General features: G+C 59.8%; 17 protein-coding genes. 10 read left to right on the top strand and 7 right to left on the bottom strand.

The features are described 5' to 3' along the window. The first annotated feature begins 1 nt into the window (after position 1). The 4 genes from OC71_RS08775 to fabI are packed head-to-tail and all read left to right on the top strand — an operon-like array spanning position 2 to position 4,522. Positions 2 to 1,075 carry a microcin C ABC transporter permease YejB gene (locus OC71_RS08775; RefSeq protein ID WP_041067287.1) on the top strand — a complete coding sequence of 358 codons (1,074 nt, stop codon included), beginning with the start codon at positions 2 to 4 and terminating at the stop codon, positions 1,073 to 1,075. 1 nt (position 1,076) lies between these two features. After that, positions 1,077 to 2,096: an ABC transporter permease gene (locus tag OC71_RS08780; protein WP_041067290.1), complete on the top strand. Its 1,020-nt coding sequence runs from the start codon at positions 1,077 to 1,079 to the stop codon at positions 2,094 to 2,096. 1 nt (position 2,097) lies between these two features. Continuing rightward, positions 2,098 to 3,708 (top strand): ABC transporter ATP-binding protein, encoded by a 1,611-nt coding sequence (locus OC71_RS08785; protein ID WP_041067293.1) that lies wholly within the window; start codon positions 2,098 to 2,100, stop codon positions 3,706 to 3,708. Positions 3,709 to 3,727: 19 nt separating this feature from the next. Then, positions 3,728 to 4,522, top strand: coding sequence for an enoyl-ACP reductase FabI (fabI, locus tag OC71_RS08790; protein ID WP_003202751.1), 795 nt, complete (start codon positions 3,728 to 3,730; stop codon positions 4,520 to 4,522). A 43-nt stretch (positions 4,523 to 4,565) separates the two neighbouring features. Here the strand turns inward: fabI and OC71_RS08795 are convergent, their stop codons facing one another. After that, the gene (locus tag OC71_RS08795; protein WP_041067298.1) at positions 4,566 to 5,429 is read right to left on the bottom strand and encodes a LysR family transcriptional regulator; all 864 of its coding nucleotides are present in this window, start codon (positions 5,427 to 5,429) and stop codon (positions 4,566 to 4,568) included. A 113-nt stretch (positions 5,430 to 5,542) separates the two neighbouring features. On the opposite strand from OC71_RS08795, the gene OC71_RS08800 reads away from it, so the two are divergent. Continuing rightward, on the top strand, positions 5,543 to 5,968 hold the full coding sequence (locus OC71_RS08800; protein WP_041067301.1) for a VOC family protein: 426 nt from the start codon (positions 5,543 to 5,545) through the stop codon (positions 5,966 to 5,968). A 122-nt stretch (positions 5,969 to 6,090) separates the two neighbouring features. Here the strand turns inward: OC71_RS08800 and OC71_RS08805 are convergent, their stop codons facing one another. The 4 genes from OC71_RS08805 to OC71_RS08820 all read right to left on the bottom strand — a co-directional run bounded on the left by OC71_RS08805 (position 6,091) and on the right by OC71_RS08820 (position 10,333). Then, a complete protein-coding gene (locus OC71_RS08805; RefSeq protein WP_041067304.1) occupies positions 6,091 to 7,059 on the bottom strand; it encodes a sensor domain-containing diguanylate cyclase in 969 nt (322 codons plus the stop codon). 61 nt (positions 7,060 to 7,120) lie between these two features. Beyond that, positions 7,121 to 7,699, bottom strand: coding sequence for a hypothetical protein (locus OC71_RS08810; RefSeq protein WP_041067306.1), 579 nt, complete (start codon positions 7,697 to 7,699; stop codon positions 7,121 to 7,123). A gap of 1 nt (position 7,700) precedes the next feature. Further along, positions 7,701 to 9,863: a xanthine dehydrogenase family protein molybdopterin-binding subunit gene (locus OC71_RS08815; RefSeq protein WP_041067309.1), complete on the bottom strand. Its 2,163-nt coding sequence runs from the start codon at positions 9,861 to 9,863 to the stop codon at positions 7,701 to 7,703. 14 nt (positions 9,864 to 9,877) lie between these two features. Then, positions 9,878 to 10,333 carry a (2Fe-2S)-binding protein gene (locus OC71_RS08820; protein WP_025111491.1) on the bottom strand — a complete coding sequence of 152 codons (456 nt, stop codon included), beginning with the start codon at positions 10,331 to 10,333 and terminating at the stop codon, positions 9,878 to 9,880. A gap of 251 nt (positions 10,334 to 10,584) precedes the next feature. Here OC71_RS08820 and OC71_RS08825 point away from each other — a divergent pair, with 251 nt between their 5' ends. After that, a complete protein-coding gene (locus OC71_RS08825) occupies positions 10,585 to 11,415 on the top strand; it encodes an alpha/beta fold hydrolase (RefSeq protein WP_041067312.1) in 831 nt (276 codons plus the stop codon). Positions 11,416 to 11,544: 129 nt separating this feature from the next. On the opposite strand, the gene OC71_RS08830 is transcribed toward OC71_RS08825, so the two are convergent. Then, positions 11,545 to 11,937: a GFA family protein gene (locus tag OC71_RS08830; RefSeq protein ID WP_041067315.1), complete on the bottom strand. Its 393-nt coding sequence runs from the start codon at positions 11,935 to 11,937 to the stop codon at positions 11,545 to 11,547. Between the two features lie 93 nt (positions 11,938 to 12,030). On the opposite strand from OC71_RS08830, the gene OC71_RS08835 reads away from it, so the two are divergent. The 3 genes from OC71_RS08835 (at position 12,031) to OC71_RS08845 (ending at position 14,307) form a co-directional block, all read left to right on the top strand. Beyond that, on the top strand, positions 12,031 to 12,699 hold the full coding sequence (locus tag OC71_RS08835) for a bifunctional 2-polyprenyl-6-hydroxyphenol methylase/3-demethylubiquinol 3-O-methyltransferase UbiG (protein ID WP_041067318.1): 669 nt from the start codon (positions 12,031 to 12,033) through the stop codon (positions 12,697 to 12,699). A 235-nt stretch (positions 12,700 to 12,934) separates the two neighbouring features. After that, the gene (locus tag OC71_RS08840) at positions 12,935 to 13,438 is read left to right on the top strand and encodes a VOC family protein (RefSeq protein WP_041067323.1); all 504 of its coding nucleotides are present in this window, start codon (positions 12,935 to 12,937) and stop codon (positions 13,436 to 13,438) included. Between the two features lie 35 nt (positions 13,439 to 13,473). Further along, entirely contained in the window at positions 13,474 to 14,307 is an 834-nt protein-coding gene (locus OC71_RS08845) for an AraC family transcriptional regulator (RefSeq protein ID WP_041067326.1), read from the top strand. Positions 14,308 to 14,322: 15 nt separating this feature from the next. On the opposite strand, the gene OC71_RS08850 is transcribed toward OC71_RS08845, so the two are convergent. Next, positions 14,323 to 14,910, bottom strand: coding sequence for a LysE family translocator (locus OC71_RS08850; protein WP_041067328.1), 588 nt, complete (start codon positions 14,908 to 14,910; stop codon positions 14,323 to 14,325). 295 nt (positions 14,911 to 15,205) lie between these two features. Between OC71_RS08850 and OC71_RS08855 the strand changes: the two genes are divergently transcribed. Continuing rightward, on the top strand, positions 15,206 to 18,901 hold the full coding sequence (locus OC71_RS08855; protein ID WP_041067331.1) for a hypothetical protein: 3,696 nt from the start codon (positions 15,206 to 15,208) through the stop codon (positions 18,899 to 18,901). Positions 18,902 to 18,916 lie beyond the last annotated feature (15 nt).

Below are 18,916 nucleotides of genomic sequence, written 5' to 3' on the forward strand. Positions count from 1 at the left end.
GATGCTGGCGTATATCTTTCGGCGACTGCTGCTGATCATCCCGACCCTGTTCGGCATTCTGCTGATCAATTTCGTGATCATTCAGGCCGCGCCCGGCGGCCCGGTGGAACAGATGATCGCCAAGCTTGAAGGCTTCGAAGGCGCCACCAGCCGCATCGCCGGTGGCGGCGCCGAGGTTTCGGTGGCCGGCTCCGCCTATCGCGGCGCGCAAGGCTTGGACCCGGCGCTGATCAAGGAAATCGAGCACATGTACGGCTTCGACAAATCGGCCCCGGAACGCCTGTGGATCATGGTCAAGAACTACGCGAAGCTGGACTTCGGCGACAGCTTCTTCCGCGACGCCAAGGTCATCGACCTGATCAAGGAAAAGATGCCGGTGTCGATCTCGCTCGGGCTGTGGAGCACGCTGATCATGTACCTGGTGTCGATCCCGCTGGGGATCGCCAAGGCCACGCGGCACGGCAGCCACTTCGACGTGTGGACCAGTTCGGCGATCATCATCGGCTACGCGATTCCGGCGTTCCTGTTTGCGATTCTGCTGATCGTGGTGTTTGCCGGCGGCAGTTATCTGGACTGGTTCCCGCTACGCGGCCTGACCTCGAACAACTTCGATCAACTCAGCCTTGGCGGCAAGGTCCTCGATTACTTCTGGCACCTGGCACTGCCGGTGACGGCGCTGGTGATCGGCAACTTCGCGACCATGACCCTACTGACCAAAAACAGCTTTCTCGACGAGATCAACAAGCAGTACGTGGTCACCGCCAAGGCCAAGGGCCTGACGCGCAATCGCGTGCTCTACGGCCATGTGTTCCGCAACGCCATGCTGCTGGTGATTGCCGGGTTCCCTTCCGCGTTCATCGGCATCTTCTTCACCGGCTCGTTGCTGGTGGAGGTGATCTTCTCCCTCGACGGCCTGGGCCTGATGAGTTTCGAAGCGGCGATCAACCGCGATTACCCGGTGGTGTTCGGCACCCTGTTCATCTTCACCCTGCTGGGGCTGGTGGTGAAACTGATCGGTGATCTCACCTACACCCTGGTCGATCCGCGCATCGACTTCGCCAGCCGGGAGCATTGAGATGAACCTGTCCCCGCTCAACCGCCGCCGGTTCGAACTGTTCAAAGCCAACAAGCGAGGCTGGTGGTCGCTGTGGCTGTTCCTGATTCTGTTCGGCCTGAGCCTCGGCGCCGAGCTGATCGCCAACGATAAGCCGCTGCTGGTGCATTACGACAACAATTGGTACTTCCCGGCGATCAAGCGCTACCCGGAAACCACCTTCGGCGGCGAATTCCCGCTGGAAGCCAACTACAAGAGCCCGTATATCCGAGAACTGCTCAAGGCCAAGGATGCGTGGGTGTTGTGGGCGCCGATCCCTTACAGCTACCAGAGCATCAATTACGACCTGAAAGTCCCGGCCCCGGCCCCGCCCTCGGCGGATAACCTGCTGGGTACCGACGATCAGGGCCGCGATGTGCTGGCGCGGGTGATTTACGGCTTCCGCATTTCCGTGTTGTTTGCCCTCACGCTGACGGTACTCAGCTCGATCATCGGCGTGATTGCCGGCGCGCTGCAGGGTTTCTATGGCGGTTGGGTCGATCTGGCCGGGCAGCGCTTTCTGGAAATCTGGTCGGGGCTGCCGGTGCTGTACCTGCTGATCATTCTCGCCAGTTTCGTCCAGCCGAATTTCTGGTGGCTGCTGGGGATCATGCTGCTGTTTTCGTGGATGAGCCTGGTCGATGTGGTGCGCGCCGAGTTCCTGCGTGGGCGCAACCTCGAATACGTGCGCGCGGCGCGGGCGCTGGGCATGCAGAACGGCGCGATCATGTTCCGCCACATTCTGCCCAACGCGATGGTCTCGACCATGACCTTCATGCCGTTCATCCTCACCGGTGCCATCGGCACCCTCACCGCGCTGGATTTCCTCGGCTTCGGTTTGCCGGCCGGCAGCCCGTCGCTGGGTGAACTGGTGGCCCAGGGCAAATCCAACCTGCAGGCGCCGTGGCTGGGCATCAGCGCGTTTGCGGTGCTGGCGCTGATGTTGAGTTTGCTGGTGTTTATCGGCGAGTCCGCTCGCGATGCCTTCGACCCGAGGAAGTGAAATGAATCAGGACAATCTGATCGAAGTGCGCGACCTCGCCGTCGAGTTTGGCTTGAATGAGCGGGCCCACCGGGTGGTCGAGGGCGTGAGCTTCGACATCAAGCGCGGTGAGACCCTGGCGCTGGTCGGCGAATCCGGCTCGGGCAAATCGGTGACGGCGCACTCGATCCTGCGCCTGCTGCCTTATCCGCTGGCCCGCCATCCGGCCGGCAGCATCAACTACGCCGGGCAGAATCTGCTGGGGCTGAGCGAAAAGACCATCCGCCACATCCGCGGCAACCGCATCGCGATGATCTTTCAGGAGCCGATGACCTCGCTCAACCCGCTGCACTCGATCGAGAAGCAGATCAACGAGGTGTTGGGCATCCACAAGGGCCTGAGCGGCAAAGTCGCGACCAAACGCACGCTGGAGCTGCTGGAGATGGTCGGCATCCCCGAGCCGCACAAGCGCCTCAAGGCCCTGCCCCACGAGTTGTCCGGCGGCCAGCGCCAGCGGGTGATGATCGCCATGGCGTTGGCCAACGAGCCGGAGCTGCTGATCGCCGACGAGCCGACCACCGCCCTGGACGTGACCGTTCAGCTGAAAATCCTCGATTTGCTCAAGGAACTTCAGGCTCGATTGGGCATGTCGCTGTTACTGATCAGTCATGATTTGAACCTGGTGCGAAGAATTGCGCATCGCGTATGTGTCATGCAGCGCGGTTGCATCGTCGAACAGGCATCGTGCGCAGAGCTGTTCCGTTCGCCGCAGCATCCGTACACTCGGGAATTGCTCGGCGCGGAGCCCAGCGGAGGCCCGGCGAGCAATAAAATCGGGGCGCCGTTGCTCGAAGTCGAGAACCTGAAAGTCTGGTTCCCGATCAAGAAAGGCCTGCTCAAACGCACGGTGGATTACGTCAAGGCAGTGGACGGCATCAATTTCAGCCTGCCTCAGGGACAGACCCTGGGGATCGTGGGGGAAAGCGGTTCCGGCAAATCCACGCTGGGTCTGGCGATTTTGCGGCTGATCGGCAGCAAAGGCGCGATCCGCTTTGAGGGCAAGCAGCTAGACTGCCTGACGCAGAACGAGGTTCGCCCGTTGCGGCGGGAGATGCAGGTGGTGTTTCAGGACCCGTTCGGCAGCCTGAGCCCGCGAATGTGCGTCAGCGACATCGTTGGCGAAGGCCTGCGGATTCACAAGATGGGCACCGCGACCGAGCAGGAAGCGGCGATTATTGCGGCATTGAAGGAGGTAGGTCTGGATCCGGAAACCCGGCACCGCTACCCCCACGAATTTTCCGGTGGGCAACGGCAACGTATCGCCATTGCTCGGGCCTTGGTGCTGAAACCGGCGCTGATCCTGCTGGACGAGCCGACGTCGGCGCTCGACCGCACGGTGCAGCGGCAAGTGGTGGAGCTGTTGCGTTCACTGCAAGCCAAGTACAACCTGACGTATTTGTTCATCAGCCATGACCTGGCTGTCGTCAAAGCGCTGAGCCACCAGCTGATGGTGGTCAAGCATGGCCAAGTGGTCGAACAGGGAGACGCGCAAGCAATCTTTGCCGCTCCCAAACATTCGTATACACAGCAGTTGCTGGAAGCCGCTTTTCTGGCACCAGCCACTGCGCAATAACCTGAAAGAGGAGCAACACATGGGTTTTCTCGCCGGTAAGCGCGTACTGATCGTCGGTGTCGCCAGCAAGCTGTCCATCGCATCCGGCATCGCTGCCGCAATGCATCGCGAGGGCGCTGAGCTTGCCTTCACTTATCAGAACGACAAACTCAAGGGTCGCGTTGAAGAGTTCGCACAGGGCTGGGGTTCGAGCCCTGAGCTGTGCTTCCCGTGCGACGTGGCCAGCGATGAAGAAATCGCCAAGGTCTTCGAAGAACTGAGCAAGAAGTGGGACGGCCTGGACTGCATCGTGCACTCCGTCGGCTTCGCCCCGGGCGACCAACTGGACGGCGACTTCACCGAAGCCACCACCCGTGAAGGTTTCCGCATCGCTCACGACATCAGCGCCTACAGCTTCGTGGCCCTGGCCAAGGCTGGTCGCGAAATGATGAAAGGCCGCAACGGCAGCCTGTTGACCCTGTCGTACCTGGGCGCCGAGCGCACCATGCCGAACTACAACGTGATGGGCATGGCCAAGGCTTCGCTGGAAGCTGGCGTACGTTACCTGGCCGGTTCCCTGGGCCCGGACGGCACCCGCGTCAACTGCGTATCGGCTGGCCCGATCCGTACCCTGGCCGCCTCGGGCATCAAGAACTTCCGCAAGATGCTGGCCGCCAACGAAGCGCAAACTCCACTGCGCCGCAACGTCACCATCGAAGAAGTCGGCAACGCCGGCGCCTTCCTGTGCTCCGACCTGGCGTCGGGCATCAGCGGTGAAATCATGTACGTGGACGGCGGCTTCAACACCACCGCCATGGGCAACATCGAAGAGTAATTTTCGCGCTGCCGATAAAAAGCCCGCCAATTGGCGGGCTTTTTCATGCCTGCGATTCCAGGCAACGGGCGAACAACTGCTGAATCGGCTGGCTGCGCTGGCTGTAACGCTGCAACAGCACCATCTCGCGATAGAACGTCAACTCACCCAATTCGATCACCCTCACCCTCAACGGTTGCTCCAGCCACAATCCGGCTCTTGGCAGCAACGAAACCCCAAGCCCGCACTCGACCATTTTCACAATCGCTTCCAGCTCATCCAGCTCCAGCGCTACGTGGACGTCTATCCGCTGCTCACGCAGAAACCGCGACACCAGTCGTCCGCCAAACGAATTGCGGTCGTAGCGCACGTGAGAGTGTTCGGCCAGCAGTTGCAGCGGATCATCGCCCTCGACCGTTGTCGGCACGATCAGAACGAAGGGTTCGCGACGAATCACCTGCGCCGACAGCTCCTTGGGCAATTCGAACGGCGGCTTGATCATGATCGCCAGATCGACTTCCCCGGCATCCACCTGACTCAACAGGTTCAGCGACACCCCCGGCACCAGTTTCGGCTCCACGCCCGGTGCCTGCTGACGCAAGCGCAACAACGCCTGAGGCAGCAGCCCGGTCTGTGCGGTGGCCACGGCACCGATTCTCAGCTCGCCGCGAAACTCGCTGGCGTCTTCACTGATCGCCATGCGACTGAAAGTCGCGAGCATTTCCTGCGCCATCGGCACCGCGCGCTGTCCTGCCGGATTGAGGATCGCCTGCCGCCCGGTGCGATCGAACAGTCTTACGCCCAGGGTCTGTTCCAGATTGCGGATTTGCGCGCTGACCGCCGATTGCGTCAGGCCGACATGAAGACCCGCCGCGGCAAACGTGCCGTGCTGCGCCACCGCCAGAAAGGTCTTGAGTTCACGCAGCATGGACACCTCAATTGATCGAAATAATTTGAGCTCGGCGCAAAAACTATCGTCTTTCAATCGAAATGCACAGCGCTAAACTCAGCTCACCCCAACCGTTTATCGAGACCGCGCCTATGTCACTCAGCCCATTCCATCTGGCCATTCCCGTATACGACCTCGCCGCCGCCCGACATTTTTACCGTGAAGTGTTTGGCCTTGAGGAAGGACGTTCCAGCGCACACTGGGTCGACTTCAACTTCTTCGGCCATCAACTGGTGATTCATCTGGCGCCGAAAAACGCTGCTCAGGAAGCCGCCCACACCAATGCCGTGGACGGGCATGACGTGCCGGTGCCGCATTTCGGGGTGGTGCTGGGGATGGCGCAATGGCAGGCGCTGGCCGAACGTCTGACGTCGCTGGGCACGCGGTTTGTGATTGAGCCGGGGATTCGCTTTCAAGGCCTGGTGGGCGAACAGGCGACGATGTTTCTGTTCGACCCGTGTGGCAATGCGCTGGAGTTCAAGGCGTTCAAGGACATCGGACAGTTGTTTGCCAAATAAAAGTGTGGCGCCTTACCGGACGCTATCGCTGGCAAGCCAGCTCCCACAAGGTTCTGCGGTGTGGCTGGATTTTGTGAGCACCCGCGAAATCTGTGGGAGCTGGCTTGCCAGCGATGAGGCCCTCAATGACCGCGCTTCAATTGCTGCTTGTGTTCGTACATTGCGCTATCGGCATCAGCCAGCAGCCGATCCACCGTGTCATGGCGTTGCGGATCATATTCGATCTGGCCGACGCTGAAGCGGATGTCGTAGCCGCGTTGCAACATCGTATTGCGCTCGTCGAGGATGTCCTTGAGCCGCGCCATGATCGCCGTGGTTTCGACGTGACTGGAGCCGGTCAGCAGCGCCACGAACTCGTCACCGCCCAGGCGCCCGACCACGTCACTCTCACGAAAAGCGATGCGCAGGACGTCGGCGAAGGTCTTCAGCGCACTGTCGCCTTCGGCATGCCCATAGTGATCATTGATGTGTTTGAAGTCATTGAGATCGAAAAACAGCAGCGTCGCCGGTTTGTCCCGGTGCTTGCAGGCCTCCAGCGCATACTGAGCAAGGGCCTTGAAGCCACGGCGGTTGGACAGCAGCGTCAGCTCGTCCATGTTCGCCATCTGCACCGCCATCAATTCCTGCTCGGCCATGCCAGCCAGATCGCGCAACAGCCCGCGCTCCTCGTCATCGAGCTCGCGCGGCCTGGTGTCGATCAGGCACAGCGTGCCCATCTTGTTGCCGTTGGGCACGGTCAGCGGGTAGCCCGCGTAAAAACGGATGTTCGGCTCGCCGGTCACCAGTGGATTGTCATGAAAGCGTTTGTCTTGCTTGGCATCCGGCACCAGCAGCAATTCATCCTGAAGAATCGCGTGCCCACAGAACGACACATCCCGTGGGGTTTCGTTGACGTCGAGGCCGACGCACGACTTGAACCATTGCCGATCCTTGTCGACCAGCGTGACCAACGCAATCGGCACGTTGAACAGCCGTTTGGCCAGACGCGTCAAACGGTCGAAACGTTCTTCGGGCGCAGAGTCCAGGACGTTAAGTCCGTGCAATGCCTGGATTCGCACAGCTTCATTGGCAGGTTTGATCGGGGCCAGCATCACGCACTCCATCAGGGTCAACGACCGTTAGAGTAGCTTGATTCGCCAGCGACTCACACACTCAACCGCCCGCCACCGGGCACGGCCCGCCGGCATCGGCCCAAAGCTTGAACTGGGCCACAAAAATGTCATGCGGCACTGGCACCGGCGCGCGTCCGGCTCCGGGATTCCAGCCCCACAGCACCAGTTTGTCGTCGCTGACATGTTTGATCAGCGCGGCGAAATCACGGTCGCCGTTGCTGGAGCGGTCCTTGATCATCGCGCACAACTTGTCCGGCGGCAGGCCAATCCAGGCCATCTTGTGCGCCGCCGGTGGCAGGCTCCAGTGCGGCGCCCCCGGAGGCGCATGCGGGCCATAACTGTCCGGCGGGTTGCGCTCGGCATGACAGGTGGCGCAAGGCAAACCGGCGGCACCCTTGCCGTCCATGCCGCGCACGACATTCATCGCGTGCGGTTTGCCGGCATCGAATTGCAGCGGCGAGTCACCGGGAATGTGGCAGTTCTGGCAACGCGGGCTCTGGAACACCTTCTGCACCGTGCCGAACGCCTTGAGCGCCTCCTGATCATCGGCGAACAGGTCCGAAGCATAGCCGCCCAGCCCGAGCAGAATCACCGTGCCCAATAGCAGATGTCGTTTCATCTCACACCCCCGACAGTTGCAGCGGCAGTTCACGCAAACGTTGCCCGGTCAGTGCATACACAGCGTTGGCCACCGCCGGCGCGGTGGGCGGAACCCCCGCCTCACCGATGCCCCCGGGCTTGTCGCTGCTGGGCACGATATGCACTTCGACCAGCGGCATCTCATTGAGGCGCAGCACCTGATAGTCGTGATAATTGGATTGCACCACCGCGCCGTCCTTGACCGTCAGCTTGCTGTGCAGTGCCATGCCCAGGCCAAAGGTGATGCACGATTCCATCTGCGCCGCGATGCTCTGCGGATTGACTGCGATCCCGCAATCCACCGCACACACCACGCGGTGCACGCGGATCGCCAGATTGTCCTGGGAGACCTCGGCCACCTGTGCCACATAACTGCCGAACGACTCGTGCACCGCCACGCCCAGCGCATGCCCGTCCGGCAATGGCGCTGTCCAGTTGGCCTTCTCCACCGCCAGATTCAGCACGCCGAGATGGCGCGCATGATCCTTGAGCAACGTTCGCCGGTATTCCACCGGGTCCTTGCCGGCCGCCGTGGCCATTTCATCGATCAGTGACTCCATGACGAACGCGGTGTGGCTGTGCCCCACCGAACGCAGCCACAGCACGTTGATCCCGGTCTGCGGCGAATGCAGCTCGACCTGTTGATGAGACAGGCCTTTGATATACGGGCTGTCGGCCACGCCTTCGACCGAAGTTGCGTCGATGCCGTTCTTGACCATGGTCTGTTCGAGCATGGTGCCGGCCATGATCGATTGACCGACCAGCACATGCTGCCAGCTCAACGGCATGCCCTGCCCGTCGAGGCCGATGCGCGCCTGATGCAGGAACATCGAGCGGTAATAACCGCCGCGAATGTCATCCTCACGGGACCACACGGTTTTCACCGGCGCCCCGGCCGCTTTCGCCACTTGCACGGCTTCAGCGACGAAGTCCGAAGTCGGATTGGCCCGGCGCCCGAAACCGCCGCCCAGAAACTCGGTGTGAATCTCCACCTGCTCCGGTTTGAGTCCGGTGATCTTGCCGGCGACCATCCGGTCGAGGGTCTGGAATTGCGTGCCGGTCCAGATTTCGCACTTGTCGGCGCTGATCTTCACCGTGCAGTTGAGCGGTTCCATCGGTGCATGCGCCAGATACGGCACGCTGTACTCGACGTCGATTTTCTTCGCCGCTTTATTGAAGTTGCCCTGCGGATCCCCGGCCTGACTGGCGGAAGTGCCCGGTGTCGCTGCCAGCTTGCGGAAGTTGTCGAGCAGGCCCTGACTGCTCAGGTCCGCGTGTGGCCCCCTGTCCCAATCGACTTTCAAGGCATCGCGACCGAGTTTCGCCGCCCAATAATGCTCGGCGATCACCGCCACGCCCGTCGGCACCTGCACCACTTTGTGCACGCCGGGCACCGCCAGCGCCTCGGCCCCCTCGAAGGACTTGACCGTGGCGCCGAACACCGGTGCACGGGCAACCATCGCGGTCATCAAGCCTTCGAATTGCACGTCCATACCGAACTTGGCGCGCCCGGTGATTTTCTCCGGGGTGTCGAGGCGTTTGGTCGGTTTGCCGATGACCTTCCAGTCCTTCGCCTCCTTGAAGGTGATCGACTTCGGATCCGGCACTGGCAGTTGCCCGGCAGCGTCCGCCAGTTCGCCGTACGTCGCGCTTTTATCGCCGGCAATCACGACGCCCGACTCAGTGCGAATCGTCGACGCAGCGACGTTGAAGCGCTTGGCCGCCGCTTCCACCAGCATCTGCCGCGCCGTGGCCCCTGCGAGCCGGTAACGGTCGAACTCCATCCAGGTCGAAGTCGAGCCGCCGGTAATCTGCATTCCGCCAAATGCCGGCATGCCGTAATTGGCCGCCGATGCCGGCGAGTGTTCGACGCGGATCGTCGACCAATCGGCGTCCAGTTCTTCGGCGATCAACATGGTCAGGCCAGTCCAGATGCCTTGGCCCATTTCCGAATGCCCGAGCAACACCGTCACGCTGTTGTCGGCGGCGATACGCAAAAACGCATTCGGCGCGAAGACCTTGCCTTCATTCTCCGCTGCCCGCGCAAACCGATGGGCACCGGGCACGACAAACGCCACCACCAGACCGCCACCCAGCACGGCACTGCCCTTGAGAAAGCCGCGACGCGATACAGGACTGTTCATCGTCTATCTCCCAATCAGCCAATTTCGGCCGCACGTTTCACTGCTGCGCGGATTCGCGGATAGGTGCCGCAGCGGCAAATGTTGCCGGAGAGCGCCTGATCGATATCGCTGTCGGTAGGTTTGGGGATTTTCGCCAGCAGCGCCGCGGCAGACATGATCTGCCCGGACTGACAGTAACCGCATTGCACCACATCCAGTTCGGCCCAGGCTTGCTGCACCGGGTGCGAGCCGTCGGTGGACAGGCCTTCGATGGTGAGGATTTTCTGGCCGTTGGCCACGGCAGTGGCGGGCGTGATGCAGGCACGCAACGGTGCCCCATCAACGTGTACGGTGCAGGCGCCGCACTGGGCCATGCCACAGCCGAATTTGGTACCGGTCAGGTGCGCCACATCACGCAGGACCCAGAGCAGCGGCATGTCTGCCGGCACATCGAGTTCCTGATCCTTGCCATTGATATTCAAGGTCAGCATCGGGGGTTTTCCTCAGACTCACGGTGTTCTGAAGGGGCGTCGCTACGGCCATCGAAGCCAGTGCGTGCCTCGGCTTATCCCTTTCAGCAAAGCCCAAATTGCGCCGCAAGCCAGACGTTGCGACCACCGGTCATGCCTCAACGTAAAAATGTCGACTTTAATCTTCTGGCTGATAACGGCGCTCACCCGAGCCAGCAACGCAGGCCTGCAACGAGCGCGGTCACCCATCACATTGGTCAGGAGTCGCGAAAATGGGATTTGTCACCACTCAAGACGGCGTCGATATCTTCTACAAGGACTGGGGCCCGAAGGACGCTCCGGTGATCCACTTCCACCACGGCTGGCCACTCAGCTCGGACGACTGGGATGCGCAGATGCTGTTCTTCCTGGGCCAGGGCTTTCGGGTGATTGCCCATGACCGTCGGGGCCATGGACGTTCGAGCCAGGTCTGGGACGGCCACGACATGGACCATTACGCCGACGATGCGCTGGCGGTGGTTCAGCATCTGGGGGTGAAGAACGTGGTGCATGTCGGCCACTCCACCGGCGGCGGTGAGGTCATCCACTACATCGCCCGACATGGGCAGGACAACGTGGCCAAAGGCGTATTGATCAGCGCGGTGCCACCGTTGATGGTCCAGACCGAAAGCAATCCCGGTGGGTTGCCGAAATCGGTGTTTGATGATTTTCAGGCACAACTGGCGGCCAATCGCGCGCAGTTCTATCGCGACATTCCCAGCGGTCCTTTCTATGGCTATAACCGCCCGGGAGCAAAACCTTCGGAAGGGATCATCGGCAACTGGTGGCGTCAGGGCATGATCGGCGGCGCCAAGGCGCATTACGACGGGATCGTCGCGTTCTCCCAGACCGACTTCACCGAAGACCTGAAAAAAGTCACCGTGCCGGTGCTGGTGATGCATGGCGAAGACGACCAGATCGTGCCGTATGTGAACTCGGGGCCTTTGTCCGCGAAACTGCTGCCAAACGGCACGCTGAAGTCATATCCGGGCTTTCCGCACGGTATGCCGACCACTGAAGCGCCGACGATCAATGCGGATTTGCTGGCGTTTATTCGCGGCTGACACACATCATTGTGGGAGCTGGCTTGCCAGCGATGGCGGTGGATCAGGCAACATCAATTGTGAATGCGCCGGCCTCATCGCTGGCAAGCCAGCTCCCACAGGGGACTGGGTGATTGGCTTGACTGCGTACTACGCCTCGGTACGGCCCGTCCCTTCACGATCACGTTCGTAGTGGTGCGCCAGCGGCAGCGCTGGCAACCATGACTCCCGGCGGATGGTCCACAGCTCATAAGTCGGCTTGAACCGGTTCGGCTCGTCCAGCGAGCCGACATTCACTTCAATTTCATCCCCCGAACGTGCAAGTACTGGCGAACCACAGCGCGGGCAAAACACCCGCCCTTGATACTCGCCGAGAGTCCCGCTGACGGTCACCGCGTTCTCGGGAAATATTGCCGATGCGTGAAACAATGCGCCGTGATGTTTGCGGCAGTCGAGGCAATGGCAAATGCCGATGCGGTAAGGTTGGCCCGCAGCTTCGAAGCGAACATCGCCGCACAGGCAACCGCCGGTTAATGGGGTCATGGTGTCTATCCTCTGTCAGACTCTGTTCAGCCTTTGAACATAGCAGCCGTACTAGCGAACGCTCACAATTTGCCCTTTGCCGGAGACAGCGCCATGTCCTCCCCTGAATCCACTTTGTTACAGAGCTGGCACGCCAACGCTGATGCCTGGATCGAGGTCATCCGCAGCGGTGCCATCGAAAGCCGTCAGCAGGTTACCGATCAGGCGATCCTGCTGGCGATCATGGGCCGCCAACCGGAACGCGTGCTGGATCTGGGTTGCGGCGAAGGCTGGTTGTTGCGCGCGCTGGCGGATCGCGGCATCGATGCGGTGGGTGTCGACGGTGATGCGAGGCTGATCGAGGCGGCACGCGCGGCCGGTTCAGCCAATGTGCATGTCGCCAGTTACCAGACGCTGGTCGAGGCCGAAGGCGCTATTGGCCGTGACTACGATTTGACCTGCGCCAACTTCTCGCTGCTGCATCAGGACATCATTCCATTGCTCGCCGCCATGCACGCGTTGCTGGTTTCGGGCGGCACCATGATCATTCAGACCCTGCATCCGTGGGCCGTGGCGGCCGGCAATTATCAGGATGGCTGGCGTGAAGAATCGTTCGCCGCGTTCAAGGGCCAGTGGCAGCCGATGCCGTGGTATTTCCGCACGCTGTCGAGTTGGTGCAACGCGCTGGACATGGCCGGGTTTCACATTCTCAGTTTGCAGGAGCCGCAGCATCCGCAAAGCCCGGTGCCGCAGTCGTTACTGATGATCGCCGAACGGCGCTGACTTCCTGCACATCCTGACTGAGTCACAGACATTGTGGGAGCTGGCTTGCCAGCGATGGCGGTGGCTCAGGCAACATCACTTCTGAAGGTGCCGGCCTCATCGCTGGCAAGCCAGCTCCCACAGGTTCAGGGTGTTGCTGAATTGCACTGCACTTGTCGATCTACGGCACCGCCAGTCGACCAGGGACTGACTACGCTGTAAATCCCGCGTGTCTAACCTGCCGAGGATGACTGCCATGCAACGTTTCCAGAAAATCACGCCGTGCCTGTGGTTCGACGATCAGGCCGAAGCGGCTGCGAAGTTCTATTGCTCGATCTTCGATCATTCGAAAATTACCGGCCTCACCCACTACAGCAAGGTCGGCGAGGAATTTCACGGCAAGCCGGAAGGCGCGGTGATGACCGTCAGCTTCGAACTCGACGGCCAGACCTTCACCGGCCTCAACGGCGGGCCGCTGTTCAAGTTCAGTGAAGCCATTTCGTTTCAGGTCAACTGCCAGAATCAGGAAGAAGTCGACCATTTCTGGGGCAATCTGTCGGCCGGTGGCCCGGTCGAGGCCCAGCAATGCGGCTGGCTCAAGGATCAGTTCGGGGTGTCGTGGCAGATCGTGCCGGTGGCGTTCATGCACATGATGCTGGACCCCGACACCAGCAAGTCGCAACGGGCGATGCAGGCCATGTTCACGATGAAAAAACTCGACATCGCCGAACTGGAGCGGGCCTTTGCCGGCCAGAGCTAATACACTCCGGGTCTGGCCTGCCGGGAACCATAACGATGAAACACGCTGCCGCCAAAAACCCTCAAAAAGCCCCACGCTTCTGGCGGGACGATGCCCTGCCCTTCATCGAAGCGCGGGCCATCGCCGATGGTCGTGAAGTCTGCTACTCACGCCATTCCCATGCGCACTTTTCCATCGGCGCGATCACGGCCGGACGGAGCATTTATGTGCATGAGCAATCGACATTCGAAGTCGCCGCCGGCACCGTGGTGCTGATGAATCCGGGCGACGTGCACGCCTGCAATCCGATCGATGATCAGCCGTGGTCGTACTTGATGTTGTATGTCGAGACGCCATGGCTGACGGATCTGCAGCATCAGTTGGGGTTCAGTGCGGAGCTTGAGTTTCGGCGATTTTCCACCACGCACCTGGGTGACCTGCGACTGTTTCGTGACCTGCGCGAGCTTTACGCCATATTGGTCGATGAGCAGCAGGACGCACTGCGTAAACACAGCGCGGCGGTGGAGTTTTTCAGTGATTTGCAATGGCGCCTGAACCCGGCTGAACCCGCGCTGCGCGAGCCGAATATCAAGCTCGAGCGCGCCGCCGACTTCATCCGCGCACACTGCACCGACCTGCTCAGCCTGGAGGACATCTGCACGGCGGCGCAGTTGTCACCGTCGTATCTGATCCGTGCATTCAAACAGCATTACGGCATGACGCCGCACGCGTTCCTGGTCAACCAGCGCATCCAGTTTGCCCGCGAACGCCTGCGCAGCGGCCAGCTGATTGCCGATGTTGCACTGGAAGCAGGGTTTGCCGATCAGGCGCATTTTCAGCGCGCGTTCAAACAGCATCTGGCCGCGACACCCGGCCAATATCGCGGCTGACCATCGACTTCGGGCTCACGGCAACAGCAGATAAACCGCGCTCGCCGCCAGCAGCAAAGCCATCAAGCGATTGAACAGGCGCATCCCCGCCGGATTGCCCAGATACCCCCGCAAAAACGTTCCGGCGTACACCCAGCAACCGACCGACAGATAACAGATCACCAGATACACCGCGGCGAACTGCCAGACCAGCTGCGCCTCGCCATCGGCGACAAACGCGCCCATTCCTGCCACACAGGCCAGCCACGCTTTCGGGTTGAGCCATTGCATCACCGCGCCGTACAGCATCGACGGCGCCCGCCCCGCTTCGCCGGCATGCAACTGGCCGTCATCGGCAGCCAGCTTCCAGGCCATGAACAACAGAAACGCCACCCCGGCCAATTGCACCACCCGGGTCAGGAATGGCCACAGTTTCAGGACTTCATGCAGGCCCAAACCCATCAGCACCAGCAACAGCACAAAGCCCAGCGTCGCCCCCGCCACGTGCCGCTGACTGGCCCGAAAGCCGTACTGCGCCCCGGAACTCAGCGCGACGATATTCACCGGCCCCGGGGTTATGGACGCCACCAGCGCAAACGCCGCCATCGACACAATCAGACTCATTACGCACCTGCTGCAATTGGGGAACAAGGCGCCAACAGTAAACAGTGCCGCGGGCTCGCGTATTGAACAAAATCACCCACGACCCGCGCCACAACTCAGGCACTTGAGGCCGGAGAAGAAGTTTCTGTTGCCACTTAATACTTCAAGCAGACATCTCGATACTTTTAATAACAACCTGAAACTTAAAATGAAACACCAACATTGCTCGACGCTTTATATTCCCGACCACTTCACAACCCGCCAATTTAACTTGGCTGACTGCTGCGCTACATAACCCGAACCAGAAGAAGTCAATATGGATATTAATCGCAACCTATTTGCAACTGCCCCAGCATCGGCCGACGAAGCTGAACGACTGAACATCGCCAAGGCTCTGGAGAACCGACACTTCCTTCGACAAGCCTTTCGTGCTGAAGAAAACTTCATGCAACTCGCTACGGAAGTTGTTTCGGGAAGCCGTTTCGACAGTGAACATCTCGCCGGCAAATTATTGCTGCGTTCACTCAGCAAACATCCAGAATTCATTGAATTCATTGCCTCCTTCGACCTGCCTGCCGATCACTTCTTTATGGTCAGAAGCAATGGTGAAGTGTACGCCGCCTATGAAGCGTTCGGCGCTACGGGTTTTTACATCCACTACGCCATCATTACCGATGAACTGTATGAGATCGAATCTTTACGGAACGATATCGAACTCTTGTCGAAAACCGCATGGCGTTCTGGCGGCATTATTTCCTCCAGCGCCACCGTGCCACTGCGCAACTGGCTGGCGTTTCAGGAAATTGACCCACCTGAAAATTATGCAGACCTTGCAAACTTGATCGACTACCTGAACTTCAAAATGCCCGCGCCGCCAAAATTCGCTAACTACTGGGGTATTTCCGAAGAGACTCAGGATATCGCCCTGATAGTCGAGCCGGAGCAGTATCCTGTGATCATGCAGGTCGTGCGAACGTTGATGGCTGAGTCGGGGCGGTATTCCGAGCCGTTGATCAACTACCTGACGGATGTGCTGCTCAAGAAGAGAAGCGGCGCCTTGCTGCAGGAAGATCCGCGACTGGCGTGGGAAATTCTGATGCAAACGAGCGAGGCAAAAAGTCTGGCTCAGCGTTGTTTCGATGCACTTCTGATCGAGGGCAAGGCACACACGGTAACGGAGGTCACCCGCAGCCGGTTACTGCTCGCCGCGGTCGTGCTGGACCTGGACATGGGCTCGGATGAGCGGGTCGAAACTCATCGAAGTCTGCGTTATGAATCGCTGTATGTGCATGAAACCCCGGCGCAGGCGCGGACTCGTCTCAAAAGCCATTTTGAGCAGATCAACCGCGTCAGTCCGTTCGCCGCTTACCTGGCAGTGGAACTGGTGCTGGCGGGGCAATCACCGGAGTTTCTGGTCGTTACCCCGCCGACACTGCTGATCGGTTCACCAGGCTGGGTCATGTTGCGCAAGGCCGTCATGCTGACAGAAAGGATCGCTCCCGGCTTGTCGCGCAAACTGTCTTATGAGCAACTGATGAAATTTGCCGCACTTGCGCCGCTCAGCGATGCACAACGCGCCCTGCATCAATTACTCAATCTGCAATGCGTGCTGGATTGGGCAAACATCAACGAGGTGATGCTCCGTGAAGACCCGGCATTATCGGAAGAACAGATCGCAACAGCGGCAGTGAATCACTACAACACGTATGCCGGTGAACTGGAGGCGGCGCTGAAGTCGATAACCGCTGCGCCGGTCAGCCGACGGAAACTGGCGCAGCAAACGCTGTTCGATGCCGACATCGACCATCATCAGGAGGTATTTCGTTCGCCGCACAATAAAGGGGGACTGATCAGCGACACGGTGATCAATCTTTACCTTGCCAACCAGTTACACCGTAAAAACCTCACCAGCACATCGACCAAGCGCAATTTGCACGACGTGCATCCGGATTTGGCCAGCCTGGCGCCAATCAATCAGTTGTATGCCGATAAGCTCAAGCCGCAGCACGAAACCTTCAAGTCGGGAATCAGCACCATGATCCGGCTGGCATTCTCCCGGCTCGGCATGAGTGATCGAGAAGCACTGACACAGGGCGCTTCAACGCTCTACCTGGTGCGCGGCAACCGCAATATCCCCGGTCACAGCGCCGACCACTTCTCCCCGCACGGGGTGGTCATCCTGTGTCGTCACAAATCGAAAAACCATTGCTTTGAGTTGTTCCCGTTACAGGGAGTGTGCCGCAAAAGCGAGCGCCTGGCCGAGGCTTTCGCCAGCGGCTATGCATTCAATGAAGACACCGCAAGCTTCGACGGGCCGACCAACGGCAAGACCGGGAATTTCCCGCGCCTTACCTATCTGGAAAATATCATTACCGAGCACGCAGCCTACTTCCAGGGTGCAACGCCTGGTCAGAGCGAACAAACGGACATCAATCAATTACTGCCGCGCCGCCACTGGGAACTGGCCGAGCATGCAGATGTTCATGAGTTCGGCATGCTGCTTGATCGGTTTGGTCAATTTGCGCCGCACTACGAAGAATCGGCCTGGTACACATCGCCAATGGAAAGTTACCAATCGCCGAGGCTAAAAGACATTGCCGACTTCATTGCGCAAAAGAACCCGCCCATCACCTACAACGAATATTACCGGATGGGCTATGACCAGACTGAATACGAGGAAAAGCAGGAAGCGTACGAGCGCGTTGCCAACATCATTCTGAACATCTTCATTCCATTCAGAGGCTGTATCCAGCAACTGACTTCGGATGATCCGGATGAACGCAGTGGGGCAGCCTTCAGTTGCGTCATCGACGCCCTCGCGGTGTCCTTTGTCTTTATCGGGGCGGCCGGAGCGCTGGCAAAGGCAGTGGCAAGCAGCACCAGGCTGCTAAGCCTCGGGCGCGTGGCGGGCAGTATTCTGGTGTCAATCTTCAACCCTGTCGACGGCGTTCCCCAACTGATCGTCGGCGCCGGGAAGCTGGCAGGCAAAAGCGCGCTGAAGCTCAGCCACGCTGGCAGTTCGATCAGCATGACAGCAGCCCGCCAGTTGCGTCGACTGACGACCACCAGCAGTGGCTCCTACGACCTGGTCAAAGCGTTGAGCAAGTCCGGCGCGGCGGCCGAGATTCGCATGACCCTGCCGACGGTGGCTCATGCGCGGGCACTGTTCAAGGACGACGCTCTGGAAACTGTCGAACAGATCGTCACACGACTGAGTCAGGACGTTATATCCGTCCCCAAGGGCAGCAATGCGACAGAGCTGCAGCATCTTTTCAATACTGCAACGAAGGAAGCGGCTGCGTCGTCAAAGGGATTCCAGGAACTGGAATCGTTGATAGGCCATGCCGCAGCGAACGACGTATTGATCACGTTCACAAAAAGCAAAGGCCCCAGGTTCAATGGAACCAAGTTCACTACAAAAGCCCGTGACTATTCCGACACACTCGGGTTCATGGCCGAGCTTGAATCAAAGAAAATCATCTACCTCAAGAATCATCAGCAAAACGTCTTGAAGCTGGATCTTGGCAAGCCGCCCTACACCGATGTGATGCCCGAATCGTCGTTCAACCCGCAGGGTTTCTCCGACAATGCGCAGCGAGCCGGGGCGTGGATGGTCAAAGGCTCGACCTCCGACAACGAACTGGCACACATTGTGGCGATCCTGCGTGAGTATGCGGGCAACAACAGATCCCTGACCGATGCGACCGTGGTCAAAGAAATCCACGGCCGACTGGTTCCTCAACTGGCTGGGTCCGTGCGCGAGGCGGGTGCGCCGTCAAAGTATGGCAGCAGCGTCAGCGGTTTTGCCTTGCTGGAGCAACACCTGAAAACACTTGATGCCGCTCATGAGCACTTCGACAAACACTTGCTGGCGGCCATCGCCGGTTTCCAAGGCTTCGGTGACGGCAATGGTCGTACCGCGAGTGCGGTGTATGCGATCAGCCAACTGCGCAACCAGCGATTTGTACCGATGCCGAAACACGTGTTCATGTCGTTGAGCGATCTGGGCTGACCACTCAAAATCCGT

Origin of the sequence: Pseudomonas sp. W15Feb9B (assembly GCF_000828175.1) — a bacterium.
Classification (GTDB): Bacteria; Pseudomonadota; Gammaproteobacteria; order Pseudomonadales; family Pseudomonadaceae; genus Aquipseudomonas; species Aquipseudomonas parakoreensis.

Excerpts from the sequence above, each read along its gene's own strand:
- OC71_RS08820 (WP_025111491.1), bottom strand. The coding sequence starts at position 10,333 with ATGCTGACCTTGAATATCAATGGCAAGGATCAGGAACTCGATGTGCCG.
- OC71_RS08830 (WP_041067315.1), bottom strand. The coding sequence starts at position 11,937 with ATGACCCCATTAACCGGCGGTTGCCTGTGCGGCGATGTTCGCTTCGAA.
- OC71_RS08785 (WP_041067293.1), top strand. The coding sequence starts at position 2,098 with ATGAATCAGGACAATCTGATCGAAGTGCGCGACCTCGCCGTCGAGTTT.
- OC71_RS08815 (WP_041067309.1), bottom strand. The coding sequence starts at position 9,863 with ATGAACAGTCCTGTATCGCGTCGCGGCTTTCTCAAGGGCAGTGCCGTG.
- OC71_RS08810 (WP_041067306.1), bottom strand. The coding sequence starts at position 7,699 with ATGAAACGACATCTGCTATTGGGCACGGTGATTCTGCTCGGGCTGGGC.
- OC71_RS08845 (WP_041067326.1), top strand. The coding sequence starts at position 13,474 with ATGAAACACGCTGCCGCCAAAAACCCTCAAAAAGCCCCACGCTTCTGG.
- OC71_RS08850 (WP_041067328.1), bottom strand. The coding sequence starts at position 14,910 with ATGAGTCTGATTGTGTCGATGGCGGCGTTTGCGCTGGTGGCGTCCATA.
- OC71_RS08780 (WP_041067290.1), top strand. The coding sequence starts at position 1,077 with ATGAACCTGTCCCCGCTCAACCGCCGCCGGTTCGAACTGTTCAAAGCC.
- OC71_RS08795 (WP_041067298.1), bottom strand. The coding sequence starts at position 5,429 with ATGCTGCGTGAACTCAAGACCTTTCTGGCGGTGGCGCAGCACGGCACG.
- OC71_RS08855 (WP_041067331.1), top strand. The coding sequence starts at position 15,206 with ATGGATATTAATCGCAACCTATTTGCAACTGCCCCAGCATCGGCCGAC.
- OC71_RS08835 (WP_041067318.1), top strand. The coding sequence starts at position 12,031 with ATGTCCTCCCCTGAATCCACTTTGTTACAGAGCTGGCACGCCAACGCT.
- OC71_RS08800 (WP_041067301.1), top strand. The coding sequence starts at position 5,543 with ATGTCACTCAGCCCATTCCATCTGGCCATTCCCGTATACGACCTCGCC.
- fabI (WP_003202751.1), top strand. The coding sequence starts at position 3,728 with ATGGGTTTTCTCGCCGGTAAGCGCGTACTGATCGTCGGTGTCGCCAGC.
- OC71_RS08805 (WP_041067304.1), bottom strand. The coding sequence starts at position 7,059 with ATGCTGGCCCCGATCAAACCTGCCAATGAAGCTGTGCGAATCCAGGCA.
- OC71_RS08825 (WP_041067312.1), top strand. The coding sequence starts at position 10,585 with ATGGGATTTGTCACCACTCAAGACGGCGTCGATATCTTCTACAAGGAC.
- OC71_RS08840 (WP_041067323.1), top strand. The coding sequence starts at position 12,935 with ATGCAACGTTTCCAGAAAATCACGCCGTGCCTGTGGTTCGACGATCAG.
- OC71_RS08775 (WP_041067287.1), top strand. The coding sequence starts at position 2 with ATGCTGGCGTATATCTTTCGGCGACTGCTGCTGATCATCCCGACCCTG.